This is a genomic window from Pantoea allii (assembly GCF_002307475.1).
GTDB classification, from domain to species: domain Bacteria; phylum Pseudomonadota; class Gammaproteobacteria; order Enterobacterales; family Enterobacteriaceae; genus Pantoea; species Pantoea allii.
In genome coordinates, this window is the sequence record NZ_NTMH01000015.1 from 1 (window position 1) to 14,967 (window position 14,967).

At 55.9% G+C, this 14,967-nt stretch carries 13 protein-coding genes; 5 read left to right on the plus strand and 8 right to left on the minus strand.

From position 1 onward, the window contains the following. Positions 1-208 precede the first annotated feature (208 nt). Complete coding sequence (dinB, locus tag CMR03_RS05435) at positions 209-1,264, minus strand: DNA polymerase IV (RefSeq protein ID WP_063878548.1); 1,056 nt, start codon at positions 1,262-1,264, stop codon at positions 209-211. Positions 1,265-1,510: 246 nt separating this feature from the next. Between dinB and dpaA the strand changes: the two genes are divergently transcribed. Beyond that, complete coding sequence (dpaA, locus tag CMR03_RS05440) at positions 1,511-2,251, plus strand: peptidoglycan meso-diaminopimelic acid protein amidase (protein WP_063878547.1); 741 nt, start codon at positions 1,511-1,513, stop codon at positions 2,249-2,251. Here dpaA and CMR03_RS05445 read toward each other — a convergent pair. Together CMR03_RS05445 and lpcA are read right to left on the minus strand one after the other, a co-directional pair. Beyond that, positions 2,222-2,989 carry a class II glutamine amidotransferase gene (locus tag CMR03_RS05445; RefSeq protein WP_063878546.1) on the minus strand — a complete coding sequence of 256 codons (768 nt, stop codon included), beginning with the start codon at positions 2,987-2,989 and terminating at the stop codon, positions 2,222-2,224. The genes dpaA and CMR03_RS05445 overlap by 30 nt on opposite strands. Positions 2,990-3,043: 54 nt before the next feature. After that, complete coding sequence (lpcA, locus tag CMR03_RS05450) at positions 3,044-3,622, minus strand: D-sedoheptulose 7-phosphate isomerase (RefSeq protein WP_063878545.1); 579 nt, start codon at positions 3,620-3,622, stop codon at positions 3,044-3,046. A 254-nt stretch (positions 3,623-3,876) separates the two neighbouring features. On the opposite strand from lpcA, the gene fadE reads away from it, so the two are divergent. Beyond that, on the plus strand, positions 3,877-6,324 hold the full coding sequence (gene fadE, locus CMR03_RS05455) for an acyl-CoA dehydrogenase FadE (protein WP_096011021.1): 2,448 nt from the start codon (positions 3,877-3,879) through the stop codon (positions 6,322-6,324). A gap of 31 nt (positions 6,325-6,355) precedes the next feature. On the opposite strand, the gene mtnK is transcribed toward fadE, so the two are convergent. Continuing rightward, complete coding sequence (mtnK, locus tag CMR03_RS05460; protein WP_096011022.1) at positions 6,356-7,555, minus strand: S-methyl-5-thioribose kinase; 1,200 nt, start codon at positions 7,553-7,555, stop codon at positions 6,356-6,358. A gap of 137 nt (positions 7,556-7,692) precedes the next feature. On the opposite strand from mtnK, the gene mtnA reads away from it, so the two are divergent. Then, the gene (mtnA, locus tag CMR03_RS05465; protein ID WP_063878542.1) at positions 7,693-8,715 is read left to right on the plus strand and encodes an S-methyl-5-thioribose-1-phosphate isomerase; all 1,023 of its coding nucleotides are present in this window, start codon (positions 7,693-7,695) and stop codon (positions 8,713-8,715) included. A gap of 53 nt (positions 8,716-8,768) precedes the next feature. On the opposite strand, the gene CMR03_RS05470 is transcribed toward mtnA, so the two are convergent. From CMR03_RS05470 to CMR03_RS05480, 3 genes are read right to left on the minus strand one after another with little or no spacing between them, the layout of a single operon-like run. Continuing rightward, positions 8,769-9,311 (minus strand): 1,2-dihydroxy-3-keto-5-methylthiopentene dioxygenase, encoded by a 543-nt coding sequence (locus CMR03_RS05470; RefSeq protein ID WP_014606507.1) that lies wholly within the window; start codon positions 9,309-9,311, stop codon positions 8,769-8,771. A gap of 1 nt (position 9,312) precedes the next feature. After that, entirely contained in the window at positions 9,313-9,996 is a 684-nt protein-coding gene (gene mtnC, locus CMR03_RS05475) for an acireductone synthase (RefSeq protein ID WP_063878541.1), read from the minus strand. Further along, positions 9,993-10,607 carry a methylthioribulose 1-phosphate dehydratase gene (locus tag CMR03_RS05480; protein ID WP_063878540.1) on the minus strand — a complete coding sequence of 205 codons (615 nt, stop codon included), beginning with the start codon at positions 10,605-10,607 and terminating at the stop codon, positions 9,993-9,995. The genes mtnC and CMR03_RS05480 overlap by 4 nt, the downstream gene beginning before the upstream one ends. 115 nt (positions 10,608-10,722) lie before the next feature. Here CMR03_RS05480 and CMR03_RS05485 point away from each other — a divergent pair, with 115 nt between their 5' ends. Then, positions 10,723-11,883 carry a pyridoxal phosphate-dependent aminotransferase gene (locus tag CMR03_RS05485; RefSeq protein ID WP_063878539.1) on the plus strand — a complete coding sequence of 387 codons (1,161 nt, stop codon included), beginning with the start codon at positions 10,723-10,725 and terminating at the stop codon, positions 11,881-11,883. After that, a complete protein-coding gene (locus CMR03_RS05490; RefSeq protein WP_096011023.1) occupies positions 11,871-12,644 on the plus strand; it encodes an amidohydrolase in 774 nt (257 codons plus the stop codon). Before CMR03_RS05485 ends, CMR03_RS05490 begins: the two co-directional genes overlap by 13 nt. Before the next feature lie 34 nt (positions 12,645-12,678). Here CMR03_RS05490 and katG read toward each other — a convergent pair whose 3' ends face one another. Beyond that, the gene (gene katG / locus CMR03_RS05495; RefSeq protein ID WP_096011024.1) at positions 12,679-14,877 is read right to left on the minus strand and encodes a catalase/peroxidase HPI; all 2,199 of its coding nucleotides are present in this window, start codon (positions 14,875-14,877) and stop codon (positions 12,679-12,681) included. Positions 14,878-14,967 lie beyond the last annotated feature (90 nt).

Here is a 14,967-nt window from a genome sequence, read left to right on the forward strand (position 1 = left end):
CGGACGCCGGGATTGTTAAGGGGCTGGCGCGAGCCCCTTAACCCGACCGCCTGCCCGGACAGGCTGAAACTCCCCGACGCCTGGCGGGCGGAACATGCTCAGAACAAAACCGTAACGCCCGGCCGGGCAGAATATGCTCAGAGCAAAACCGCATCGCCCAGCCGGGCAGAACCAAAGCAAACCCCATCCCCGCCAACGGCGGCCCCCCCTATAATCCCAGCAGCAGTTGCCGCTCCAGTTGCGGGTCCACCAGCGTCACATGCAATCCCACCAGCCGCACACCGCGTCCAGCCCGGCGCTCATCCCAGGTTTTACGCGCCACGGCAATCATGTCGTCTTTATTCAGCACCGGCCAGACATGCTCCTGGGTCGTCTGCTGAAAGTCACTGAACTTCAGTTTCACGCCCTGACGCGCAATATGCTTATCGGGCCGTATCTGAGTTAAGCGCCGATCAAGCTCGGCATAGAGGTAATCAATAATCTCCAGGCAGCGTTCCCAACTGTCGATATCGTCAGCCAGGGTGCGCTCAACGCCCAGCGATTTACGTTCGCGTTCAACCACCACACCGCGTTCATCAATACCGTGACTGCGCTCCCATAAGATCCGACCAAATTTACCGAAGCGCTTAAGCAGTAACGCCAAATCGGCTTTTTGCACATCGCCGCAGGTATGTAATCCCAGCTCTTCCAGCTTTTTTGCCGACACTTTTCCCACACCGGGAATTTTCGCCAACGGCAACGCCAGTAAAAAATCAGACATCTGTGCAGGGGTAATGACAAACTGGCCATCAGGCTTGTTTAAGTCAGAAGCGATTTTGGCGAGAAATTTAATCGGTGCGATGCCCGCAGAGGCCGTGAGTTGGGTTTCCCGATAGATAGTGGCGCGGATTTCCTGGGCGATCAGCGTAGCTGATCCCTGACAGTGCGTGCTGTCGGTGACATCCAGATAGGCTTCATCCAGCGACAGTGGCTCGATGAGGGAGGTAAAACGTGAAAAGATGGCGCGAATCTGGCTGGATGCCTCTTTGTAAACTTCGTAGCGCCCGGGTAATAAACGCAGATGAGGACATAGCTTCAGCGCCATGCCCGTGGGCATCGCACTGCGCACGCCATATTTGCGTGCCGGATAGTTAGCGGTACTGATCACCCCGCGCCGATCGCGGCTGCCGCCAATCGCCATGGGAATATCGCGCAATGAAGGGTCATCACGCATTTCCACTGCGGCAAAAAAGCAGTCCATATCGACATGAATGATCTTACGCATCGCCCCTCCAGCACTGGATAAGTATACAGTCCAAAGAGGCTTGTGCAATATTTCTTGCAGTTGCTAACAAACTTTACAAATTTTCGGCGCTATTCCGTCAAAGAAATGGACATTTTGCTCTGCGCTGTATTGCTAAAAAAACACACAATGTTTAATGTTGCGCTGCGGTAGCGGAAAGTTCCGATAATGCAAACAGAGGCGCACTTATCGCGCCGTTGTTCTTCTTCACTTCAAGGTGTACACAGCATGGGCAAAATCGCACTTCTGTTTGCGATGATTTTACTGCCAGCCCTCAGCATGGCAATGACTCCTGAGCCGGTTCAGCCACTGGCACCGGTGAGCAAAGAATTAAAGAAACAGTTAATCGGTACGCCGGTTTATATTCAGATCTTCAAGGAAGAGCGTACCCTTGAGCTGTACGGCAAGATTGGCAACGAATATCGCTTGCTGGATACCTATCGCATCTGCAACTTTTCTGGCGGCCTGGGGCCAAAACGTCGTGAAGGCGATTTTAAAAGCCCGGAAGGTTTTTACAGCGTAAAAATGAATCAGCTAAAGCCGGACAGCCGTTTCTATCGCGCGATTAATATTGGCTTCCCCAATCAATACGATCGCGACCAGGGCTACAGCGGTAACTATTTAATGATTCATGGCGACTGTAAGTCTATCGGCTGCTATGCCATGACCAATGCCTATATGGATGAGATTTTCACCTATGTGAATGCGGCATTACGTAATGGTCAGCAGGAAGTGAATATTGCCATTTATCCGTTTCGCATGACCGACAGCAATATGCAGCGTCATCGCTATTCCACCTATGCGGATTTCTGGAAGCAACTTCAGCCCGGCTACACCTACTTTGCGCAGTATCATCAGCCGCCGACCGTGAATGTGACCAGCGGCAGATATGTGATGAACAGCAGCCCGGTGATCACCCAACCTGAAGCGGCATCCCAGTCATTCCTGGCGCTCTCCAAGGTAAAATAATGCCCATTCGCCTGGCACAATTCGGTGCCAGGTTTCATTTCCCGTCAGCGGTTGTGTGGCAATGACGGTCACTATATCGTTCGCGCTGGTGTGTTTCTGGAAATCAATCTCCACGTCCTGATCAAGCAGTTGCGCCCGCCCAAAAGGTGCACGGCGGGTAATCCAAAACAGATTGGTTGAGCAGAATGCCATTAAGTAGCGACCATCCGACAGCAGCATATTAAATACGCCTTTCTGCCGCAGCTCACCCGCCAGCTCCCCAATGTAGCGAAAGACTGCAGGCCAGTTCCCCGGCGTGCGTGGATAGCGCGTGGCCAGCTTATGCAGAATCCAGCAAAATGCCTTCTCGCTGTCGGTTTCCCCTACCGGACGAAACGTCCCGGTCTCCAGTTGCCTGTAGCCTTTAAGCTGCCCGTTGTGTGCATAAGTCCAGTGACGGCCCCATAATTCCCGGGTAAACGGATGCGTATTCTCCAGGGAGACCGGTCCACGATTCGCCTGGCGAATATGTGCCACGACCGAATGAGATTTAATTGGATATTCCTGCACCAGACGCGCAATGGGGGAATTAAAACTCGGTAAGGGATCTTTAAAGGTGCGGCAGCCTTTATCTTCATAAAACGTAATGCCCCAGCCGTCTTTATGCGGCCCTGTTCCGCCGCCACGCTGCACCAATCCGGTAAAACTGAAACAAATATCGGTGGGAACATTGGCGCTCATCCCGAGCAATTCGCACATAGCAACCGCCTTATGTCAAAACGCCTCCTGTCGACCAGGAGGCCAGTCGTGCTGTTACCTGACCATCTCTTTTTCAATCAGCAGCATCAGGATATGGATCACTTTGATATGGATCTCCTGAATGCGATCAGCATAACCAAAATGCGGTACACGAATTTCAATGTCCGCGCTGCCCGCCATCTTACCGCCATCTTTGCCGGTCAGGGTGATCACTTTCATGCCCTGCGCGCGCGCGGCTTCAACAGCCTTGATGATATTGGCAGAGTTACCCGAGGTAGAGATCCCCAGCAGCACATCGCCTGCGCGCCCTACCGCTTCAACATAACGGGAAAAAACGTGGTCATAGCCAAAATCGTTACTCACGCAGGAAAGATGGCTGACGTCTGAAATGGCAATAGCCGGGTATCCAGGACGATTTTCACGGTAGCGGCCGGTGAGTTCTTCCGCAAAATGCATCGCATCACAGTGAGAGCCACCGTTGCCGCAGGAAAGCACTTTGCCGCCCGCTTTAAAGCTGTCAGCCAACATCACCGCAGCCCGCTGGATGGTGTGAATGTTCGCGTCGTCACTCAAAAAGTTATTCAACGTCTCTGCAGCTTCGTTCAGCTCTGAACGAATAATGTCCTGATACATAGACTTGTCCTTTGTAGGGGAGGTTAATCGCAGCAAGTTTAACGGAATGGCTGACGCGCGCAAAGCACCACACAGCCAGATACCGCATGCCCAGCGTTTTTTCGCGCCCGCTGTTTTCATTCAACGCGCTGTTTGGCTGATTTTGTGAGTCAGGTTGTAATTGCGATGTAAAAAAATTGATAAATGCCAGCATCTGATTTACACCTCTACTCATAACAGGTCAGACCTCTTACTACTTAACGGAGCACTTCATTATGATGGTTGTCTCGATTCTTGCGACAGTGGTGCTAATTGGCGCGCTGTTTTATCACCGCCTCTCTCTGCCCCTCAGCAGCGCAATTCTCCTGCTGTGGACTGCAGCGATGGCGGCGGCCCACCTTTGGACGCCCTGGCTGCTGTTACCGCTGGCGATTATCCTGCTGCCGCTGAACCTGACCAGTATGCGCCGCAAACTGTTTTCCCAACCGATGCTGCAACGCTTTCAGAAAGTGATGCCGCCAATGTCACGCACAGAGAAAGAGGCGATTGACGCGGGCACCACCTGGTGGGAAGGCGATCTGTTCCAGGGCAAACCCGACTGGCAGAAACTGCATAACTATCCACAACCGCGCCTGACACCGGAAGAGCAGGCCTTTATCGATGGCCCAGTGGAAGAAGCCTGCCGCATGGCAAATGATTTCCAGATCACCCATGAGCTGGCTGATATGCCGCCAGAACTGTGGGCATATCTGAAAGAGCACCGCTTCTTCGCCATGATCATCAAAAAAGAGTACGGCGGGCTGGAATTCTCTGCCTATGCACAGGCGCGCGTGTTGCAAAAACTGTCGGGCGTATCGGGTATTCTGGCGATTACCGTGGGCGTACCTAACTCACTCGGCCCGGGCGAACTGCTGCAACATTACGGTACGGAAAAACAGAAAGACCACTATTTACCGCGTCTGGCCCGGGGAGATGAAATTCCCTGTTTCGCGCTGACCAGCCCGGAAGCCGGTTCAGATGCCGGTGCGATTCCCGATACGGGTGTGGTCTGCATGGGCGAGTGGCAGGGCCAGCAGGTGCTGGGCATGCGCCTGACCTGGAACAAGCGCTATATCACGTTAGCCCCTATCGCTACCGTGCTGGGTCTGGCTTTTAAACTCTCCGATCCAGAGCATTTGCTGGGCGAGAAAGAGGAACTGGGCATTACCTGTGCCCTGATCCCGACCAGCACGCCGGGTGTGGAAATCGGTCATCGCCACTTCCCCCTCAACGTGCCGTTCCAGAATGGCCCAACCCGTGGCAAAGACATTTTTGTTCCTATTGATTTCATCATTGGTGGCCCGGAAATGGCCGGTCAGGGCTGGCGGATGCTAGTGGAATGTCTGTCGGTCGGTCGTGGCATCACGCTGCCGTCAAACTCAACGGGCAGCCTGAAAAGTGTGGCGCTGGCGACCGGTGCCTATGCTCACATCCGTCGTCAGTTCAAGCTGTCTATCGGCAAAATGGAAGGCATCGAAGAGCCGCTGGCACGAATCGCAGGTAATGCCTATGTGATGGACGCAGCCGCAACGCTGATTACCACCGGGATTATGCAGGGTGAGAAACCCGCCGTGCTGTCAGCCATTGTGAAATACCATTGTACCCACCGCGCCCAGCAGTCGATCATTGATGCTATGGATATCGCGGGCGGTAAAGGCATCATGCTGGGAGACAGCAACTTCCTGGCGCGTGCCTATCAGGGCGCACCTATCGCTATCACGGTGGAAGGCGCGAATATCCTGACCCGCAGCATGATTATCTTTGGTCAGGGCGCGATTCGTTGCCATCCTTATGTCCTGCAGGAAATGGCTGCCGCTGCCAGCAACGATGTTGCGGCCTTTGATAAAGCGCTGTTCAGCCATATTGGTCACGTAGGCAGCAATGCGATGCGCAGCCTGTGGCTGGGCCTGCTTGGCGGGCGCACCAGCGCTGCGCCTACCCGCGATGCTACGCGTCGCTATTATCAGCACATGAACCGCATCAGTGCCAACCTGGCGTTGCTGTCAGATGTCTCTATGGCGGTGTTAGGCGGCAGTCTGAAGCGTCGCGAACGCATGTCCGCCCGTCTGGGTGATGTGCTGAGCCAGCTCTATCTGGCGTCTGCCACCCTGAAACGTTATGACGATGAAGGGCGTCACGAGGCGGATTTACCGCTGGTGCAGTGGGGCGTGCAGGATGCGCTGAATAAGGCAGAAAAAGCCATGGACGATCTGCTGAGCAACTTCCCGAATCGTCTGGTGGCTGGGGTGATCCGACTGGTGGTGTTCGCCGGTGGTCAGCACTGCCCTGCTCCATCCGATCGCCTGGACCATAAACTGGCAAAAATGCTGCAGGTGCCTTCCGCAACGCGCTCACGCCTGGGTCGCGGTCAGTATCTGGAACCGAGCCAGCATAACCCAGCAGGTCAGTTAGAGCAGGCACTGCAGGATGTGATGGCGGCAGAAGTGATTCACGACCGCCTGTGCAAACAGCATAAAAAACACTTCTCGTTCACCCGACTTGATGCACTGGCAAAACAGGCGCTGGAGAAGGGCTGGATTGACGACAAAGAAGCAGAGGTGTTGAAACGCGCCGAGCAGAGCCGTCTGCGTTCTATTAACGTGGATGAGTTTGAGGCTGATGCGCTGGCCGTGCCGGCAAAGCAGGATGCCTCTAAACCCGCCCGCCCCAGTGAGGCGGCATAAATAATCAGGCCGACATGATGTCGGCCTTTTTTTATCCTGCCTGACGAATGCGGGCAATCAATGCTTCGACATCCTCAACGTGCCCGGCGGCCAGAATCAGGGTGCGGCCCAACGTAATCGCATTACGAATGCAATCGGTGCGCATCTCATCATCCCGGATAAGCTTCATGTCCGCCACGTGCGACATGCCCACCGTCCGACGGATCAACTCAGTGCCACAGTAGCCAATGCTATCCGCCCAGACTTTACGCAGAAACGCCTGGGCATAGCCCGGATAAGCCATGGCCACATCCTGCGTCTTGCTTTCTGCCAGCGCCAGGAAACGTGCTGCGAACGTATTCCAGACATCACGCACATCGCTAAGGCGCTGCTCGCGGGCATCAACGGCTTCGCGCGGTGCCAGCAGGCCGGGCAAACCGCAGTAATTAATCAGCAGATTACCCAGCGCGGTGCCAACATCGAAGCCGATCGGCCCAAAATAGCCAAACTCAGCGTCGATCGCTTTAAGGCTCCCGTCAGCCACAAAGATGGAGCCGCTGTGGATATCCCCATGCAGTAAGGCTTCGGCATGGCTAAAGAAACGGTGTTTAAGCCCGGCAACGGCAATACGCAACGCGTCGTCTGTGCGCAGTGAGGCGACCAGCGGCTCCAGCGCTTCAGGATAGCTGTTGCGCTCATGGTCAGTGTAGGGATCGTTGAAGAACAGGTCCTCGGTGATTTCGCACAGTTCCGGGTTGATAAAGCGCGCCACTTCGGCTTTTTTATGGTGCGGGTGCAGAATAAAGTCCGAGGTATGGAACAGCGTCTGGGCCAGGTATTCACCCAGCTGACGAGGTGCTTCAGGATAGTACGCGCCTTTGACCAGCTCACTGCGCCAGATTTGGTGGCTGGAGAGATCTTCCATCACCATCACCGCCAGTTCCGCATCGTAATGCGTCACGTTGACCGTGTGCTGAGGGCAATATTTGTAGTGCTCAACCAGGGTTTGCGCCTCAATGCGGGCGCGATCGAGCGTTAACGGCCACGACTCACCGACACAACGCACGTAGGGTAGCGCCTGCTTGACCACGACGCGGCTTTTTCCCTGATTGTCGTAAATCTTGAAGACCAGATTCAGGTTACCATCGCCGATCTCTTCCGCGCTGCATAAAACAGAAGGATCATCCATGCCGCCAAACGTTTTGGCATATTCCACAGCGTCAGCTGCAGTGAATGTACGGTATTGCGACATTGACCTTTCCTCATCAACAAACGCCGGTGCAAGCCGGACCTGATTAATCTTTCGTAATAAGCCGTTCAGACGTCTATACATCCGTTAAGCATGTTGGCACAATATCCGCCATTAACGCAACATGGAATTCACCAAGAATGCAGACATTCCAAACCACCAGCTTACAGGTTCGCAACAACCAGCTCTGGATACTGGATCAGCAGGCCCTGCCACAGCAACAAAACTGGCTGCCTGCCCATTCGGTCGCGCAGTTGGTTGAACACATTCATGCGCTGCGGGTACGCGGCGCCCCTTTAATTGGCTTGTCTGCCTCGCTGCTGCTGGCGCTACTGGCGGAACAAGGTGAAACGCGCGAGCAGCTGGCGCAGTCACTGGCGATCCTGCGCGCCGCCCGCCCGACCGCGGTCAACCTGATGAATAACCTGGACAGGATGAAGCAGGCGCTGGAAAAACCTGAAAGGGTGGCGAGCCTGGTGGACGAAGCGCTGCGTCTGGTTAATGAAGACAAACAGCTCTGTGAGCGCATCGCTGAAGCCGGAAGCGTGCTGGTCAAACCCGGAAGCCAGCTGTTAACCCACTGCAATACCGGTGGCCTGGCTACCGCGGGCGTCGGCACAGCACTGGGTGTTATCGCGCGCGCGCATCAGCAGGGCAAGGTTCGTAACGTTTGGGTCGATGAAACGCGCCCTTTGTTGCAAGGCGGACGCTTAACGGCGTGGGAACTCGGCGAGCTCGGCGTGCCCTATCATCTGATTACCGACGCGATGGCCGCCAGCCTGATGGCGGCGGGCAACGTCGATGCCATCTGGGTCGGTGCCGATCGCATTGCTGCCAATGGCGACGTTGCCAATAAGATTGGCACCTACAGCCTGGCGGTGCTGGCGCACTATCACGGTATTCCCTTTTACGTTGCCGCCCCGCATACCACGCTGGATCGCCTGTGTCCGACGGGGTCAGCCATTCCTATCGAACAGCGTGCCGCCAGCGAAGTCACCGGCGTTGCTGGTAGCTTCGGTAGCGTGCAGTGGGCACCTGCCGATGCCCGGGTATACAATCCGGCCTTCGACGTCACGCCAGCGGCGCTTATCAGCGGTTGGGTACTGGATACGGGCGTGGTCACCCCACAGCAGGTTCAGGACGGCCTCTTTCAGCCACAGTGATGAGCGATGCTGCTTCCCCACAGGAAGCAGCGCGCTTAACGATACCGGCTTACTTACGCCAGTCGTGGATAGGCATCTGCAATCTTGTCGCCGGTGAAATTGGCAATCCAGCCTTCCTGGTTATCAAAAATGCGGATCGCAGTAAAATGCGGGGACGATCCCATATCAAACCAGTGCGGTGTGCCAGCAGGCACCGAGATCAGGTCGTTCTTTTCGCACAGGATCTGCAAAATTTCACCGTCGAGGTGCAGACAGAACAGCCCTGCGCCCTCGACAAAGAAGCGAACTTCATCTTCGCCGTGCGTGTGTTCCGACAGGAATTTCTGGCGCAGAACGTCCTTCTGCGGGTTATCGGCGCGCATGCTGATCACGTCCCAGCTCTGATAACCTTTCTCGGCCACCAGGCGATCAATGGCATGTTGATAAGCATTGATAACCGTTTCCGCATCCGGGTTTTCCCCCAGATCGCGGTCGGCCTGCCAGCGTTCAAAACGGACGTCTTTGGCATTCAGCCGCGCGCGAATCGCTTCGGCATCGGTGCTGTGCCATATCGGCTGGCTGGGATCGCTATCGCTAAAAATGGTCAGTGCACTCATCTCAAATCGACTCCGGGTTAATCTGGGAAAAATTAGTGACCTGACGATGATGGCTGTCATCATCTGCCGCGTCACGAATCAGCTGCAGCGTGTGCCAGCCGGCCTGCTCTGCTGCGTCCAGCTCCTGATGAATATCAGAAAGAAACAGCAGTTGATCAGCCGGCAAGCCTGTTTGCGCGGCGATGTTCTGATACGACGTCATCTCGCGCTTGGCACCTACGTGAGTATCAAAGTAGCCGCTGAACAAACCAGTAATATCACCTTCATCGCTGTAGCCAAATAACAATTTCTGCGCGGCAACCGAGCCAGAGGAATATATATATAATTTAATACCTTGCGCGTGCCAGGCCGTGAGCGCAGGCAGCACGTCAGGATAAAGATGTCCGGTGAAACTGCCGTTCAGGTAGCCTTCTCGCCAAATCATCCCCTGCAGCGCCTTTAAACCGGTCGATTTGCGATCCGCATCCATGTAAGAAAACAGAATATCAATAACGCCGTTTATATCGGCATCGGGTTGCCCCGCTTCGGCACGCACCGCGTTCAGCGCCTGTTGCACGTCAGTCTGCGCCTGATGCTGGCGAACATAGTCCGCCAGATGCGCACGGGCATAGGGAAACAGAACGTTGTGTACAAAGCGGATATCGCTGGTGGTGCCTTCAATATCGGTAACAATGGCCTTTATCATGCTTTCTCCAGCAGGCGACGTTGGCGCTCGCATTCAAATAAAAATTCCAGACCTTCCAGATGGCGACGGGCTTCAGCGACGTCTTTGCCCCAGCAGGTCAGGCCGTGTCCACGCAGCAGAAAGCCATAGCGCAACGGAAAGCGGGCAGCATAATCCTCGATCTCTGACGCCAGCGCCGCCACATCCTGGCTGTTGTCGAATACTGGAATCGCCACGGTAGTATCATGCGTCGTCTGGCCGCTCAGCGACTTTTGCATCTCATAACCGTACAACAACAAGGCCGCGCCCTGCTCAACCCGGGACAACACCGTGGCGTTTACCGTGTGCGTGTGCAACACCGCGCCCGCCTCCGGAAACAACCGGTAAATCAGCGTATGCAGCGCGGTCTCCGCCGAAGGTTTGCGACCCGAAGGCGCCTGACAGGTGGCAATCTCGACCTGGATAAAATCGTCGCGCGTCAGGCTGCCTTTATCTTTGCCCGACTCACTCAGCAGGCAAAAATGAGCATCCTGACGCACCGACATATTGCCGCCGGTGGCCGGTGCCCAGCCCTTCGCGCCTATCCAGTGACAGGCTTCCACCAGGTTTTCTACTGCAGATGAATCGGACATCACCGTTCCTTTTAGCCGTCTAAGCGTCTTGATTGCCAAATACTAGCATCCTGTTTATAGTGGCATCAACTAAGGGTTTCTCCGCTACCGTTTTTGCGCGTAAGGCTACCTAATCATGACGCAGTCCAACCTGACGCCCGAGAGCAAACTGCCTGCACTCGGCACAACGATATTCACGCAAATGAGCGCGCTGGCACAGCAGCATAATGCCATTAATCTTTCCCAGGGGTTTCCGGATTTTGACGGTCCGTCTTACCTGCAGGAGAGGCTGGCTTACCATGTCAGCCAGGGCGCGAATCAGTATGCTCCCATGACCGGCGCGCAACCGCTTCGCGAAGCTATTGCGGATAAAACCGCCGCGCTCTACGGCTATCGCCCCTGCGTTAATGACGATATCACCGTGACGGCAGGCGCGACAGAAGCGCTTTATGCCGCCATCACCGCCCTGGTGCGGCCCGGTGACGAAGTGATCTGTTTCGATCCCAGTTACGACAGCTATGCGCCTGCGGTGGAGCTGGCAGGCGGCATGCTGAAACGCATCACGTTGCAGCCGCCGTTGTTCGCGGTGGACTGGTCGGCGTTCTCCGCGCTGTTAAGTGACAAAACCCGCCTGGTCATTTTAAACACGCCACATAATCCTTCAGCCAGCGTCTGGCACCAGGCGGACTATGCCGCGTTGTGGCAGGCTATCTCTGACCGGGAAATCTATGTGCTGAGCGATGAAGTCTATGAGCACATCTGCTTTGCCGAGGCAGGCCATGCCAGCGTGCTGGCCCATCCCGCGTTGCGCCAGCGTGCAATTGCGGTGTCATCCTTTGGCAAAACCTTTCACATGACCGGCTGGAAAGTGGGCTATTGCGTTGCGCCTGCCGCTATTAGCGCCGAGATCCGCAAGATCCACCAATACCTGACGTTTTCCGTGAACACGCCGGCTCAACTGGCGATTGCCGATATGCTGCGCCAGCATCCAGAGCACTACCGCGAACTTCCCGATTTTTATCGCGCGCGCCGTGATCGGTTGATGCAGGCGCTGAGCAGCAGTCGGTTCCGCCTGTTGCCGTGCGAAGGCACCTATTTTCTGCTGATGGACTACAGCGCGATTTCCGATCTGAACGACGTGGAGTTTTGCCAGTGGCTGACGCGTGAAGTGGGCGTCGCGGCGATTCCCCTGTCGGTGTTTTGTGCCGGACCTTTCCCCCACAAACTCATCCGGCTGTGCTTTGCGAAACAGGAAGCCACACTCGATGCAGCAGCGGAGCGGTTATGTCGACTTTAGCGATAACGCTGCTACAGGAGCCCCTGACGTGGATGGATGGCGAGGCCAACCTGCGCCATTTCGATCGGATCTTAGCCAACCTCACGCAACGGGATGTGATTATTCTGCCGGAAATGTTTACCACCGGCTTTGCGATGGAAGCCGCCCAGTCGGCGCTACCGCAGGCGCAGGTGGTCGAGTGGTTGGGACAACATGCGCGACGCTGTGATGCGCTGGTGGGCGGCAGCGCCGCCATTCATACCGCGGAGGGCGCCGTAAACCGTTTTCTGCTGGTTGAGCCGGATGGCACGTTGCATCAGTATGATAAACGTCACCTGTTCCGCATGGCCGACGAGCAGCATCACTATATTGCCGGTAAGGCACGCACGGTGATTCAGTGGCGCGGCTGGCGTATTTTGCCGCAAATCTGTTATGACCTGCGTTTTCCGGTGTTCTCGCGTAACCGGGATGATTACGATCTGGCGCTGTATGTCGCTAACTGGCCGGCACCGCGCACCCTGCACTGGCAGGCGTTGCTGTTGGCACGGGCGATTGAGAATCAGGCATTTGTTGCAGGCTGCAATCGCGTGGGCAGCGATGGCAATCAGCACGAGTACAGTGGGGACAGTCGGATTATTTCGCCACAGGGCGAGATTCTGGCGGCAGGTAAATCCTGCCAAGCAGGCTGCGTTGATGCCGCGTTATCGCTGTCAGACCTGCGGGCATACCGCGAACGGTTCCCGGCCTGGCGCGATGCTGATAGCTTTACGCTAACGGAATGACGTCACCCCCGGACAGGCCGGGGGTGATTCAGGATTACTGCAGGTCGAAACGATCCAGATTCATCACTTTCGTCCAGGCCGCCACGAAGTCAGTAACAAACTTCTGTTTTGCGTCGCTGCTGGCATAAACTTCTGCCAGAGCACGCAGAATGGCGTTGGAACCGAACACCAGATCGGCACGCGTCGCGCTGAATTTCACCGCTCCGTTCTGACGATCGCGGCCTTCGAAGATCTCTTCACTGCCGTCAGTCGCACGCCATGCGGTGCGCATATCCAGCAAATTCACAAAGAAATCGTTACTCAGGACGCCCACTCGGTCGGTAAACACGCCGTGATGGCTGCCGTCAAAGTTGGTGCCCAGTACACGTAAGCCACCCACCAGCGCGGTCAGCTCTGGAGCACTCAGCGTCAGCTGCTGCGCTTTGTCCAGCAACAGGGTTTCTGTCGATGAACCACCCTGTACGCGACGGTAGTTACGGAAACCATCGGCCAGCGGTTGCAGCACGTTAAAGGATTCCACATCGGTTTGATCCTGACGCGCATCCACACGGCCTGGGATAAACGGCACCTGTGCAGCAACGCCTGCTGCGGCTGCGGCCATTTCAATACCGACGCTGCCCGCCAGTACGATCACGTCAGCCAGCGAAGCCTTACCGGATTCCTGCTGAATCTGCTGCAGTTTAGGTAATACGTCGTTAACCACGCTGGCGTTTACCGCCCAGCTATTCTGTGGTGCCAGCGCCAGGCGGGCACCGTTAGCGCCACCACGTTTGTCACCGCCCCGGAAGGTCGATGCAGACGCCCAGGCAACAGACACCAGCTGGCTGACCGTCAGGCCCGACGCAGCGATTTTCGCTTTCAGTTCGCTGATATCGCCTGGCGTCGGCTGATGCGTAGGCTGCGGTAACGGGTCCTGCCACAGTAAATCTTCCTTTGGCACTTCAGGACCGATGTAGCGCGCTTTTGGCCCCATATCACGGTGGGTCAATTTGAACCAGGCGCGGGCAAAGGCTTCGTTAAAGGACTGCGGATCGTTCAGGAAACGGCGAGAAATCTTCTCGAACTCTGGGTCGAAACGTAACGTCAGATCCGTCACCAGCATGGTCGGCTTGCGCTTTTTCGCCGGATCGAACGGGTCCGGAATAATGTCGTCGGCATTGACTGCTTCATACTGAATAGCACCGGCCGGGCTGTGCGTTTTTACCCATTCGTATTTGAACAGGTTCTCGAAGAAGTAGTTGCTCCACTGCGTTGGTGTCTGCGTCCAGACCACTTCAAGGCCCGAGGTAATCGCATCTGCACCCACGCCGCTACCATGGTTATTGCTCCAGCCAAAGCCCTGCGCTTCGATAGGTGAGGCTTCAGGATCGACGCCCACGTGGCTCGCAGCGGCGGCACCGTGGGTTTTACCCAGGGTGTGACCACCCGCAATCAGCGCGACGATCTCTTCATCGTTCATGCCCATGTTGCCGAAGGTGGCGCGAATAGCAGGCGCGGCAGAGGCCGGATCGCCACTGGCGTTGGGGCCTTCCGGGTTGACATAAATCAGGCCCATTTCTGTGGCGCCCAGTGGCGCATTCGCCAGGCTTTCTGGATGGCGATGTGCCAGCCACTCGGTTTCATGACCCCAGTCCACGTCCATATCCGGTTCCCAGACGTCTTCGCGACCGGCACCAAAACCGAAGGTACGGAAACCTGAGTTTTCCAGCGAGACGTTGCCGGCGAGGATATAGAGGTCGGCCCAGGAGATTTTCTGGCCGTATTTCTGTTTCACCGGCCACAACAGGCGACGGGCTTTATCAAGGCTGACGTTATCTGGCCAGGAATTCAGCGGGGCAAAGCGCTGTTGACCACGACCTGAACCCCCACGACCGTCGATGGTGCGGTAAGTACCGGCACTGTGCCAGGCCATACGGATAAACAAGCCAATGTAGGTGCCCCAGTCGGCAGGCCACCAGGATTGGGAGTCAGTGAGCAAAGCCCGGATGTCGGCTTTCAGCGCAGCATAGTCCAGCTTGCTGAATTCTTCGCGATAGTTAAAGTCTTCGCCGAGGGGATTTGAACGATTGGAATGCTGGTTCAGCAGGTCCACGCGCAGCATATTTGGCCACCAGTCGCGATTGCTGGTGCCACTACCGGCTCCGCGAGCCAGAACGCTTTCTTCTTCCGATTTACCGTGATGAAAGGGACATTTTCCTGAAGCGGCTACATCATTATCTTTTGGCGTGCTCATTATCGGCTCCGTTGCCTTCACATTGTCATCCTTAAGATAACCCTGGTGTTAGCAAGAATATATTCGGATGGGCCGAAGGTTTTGATAGCC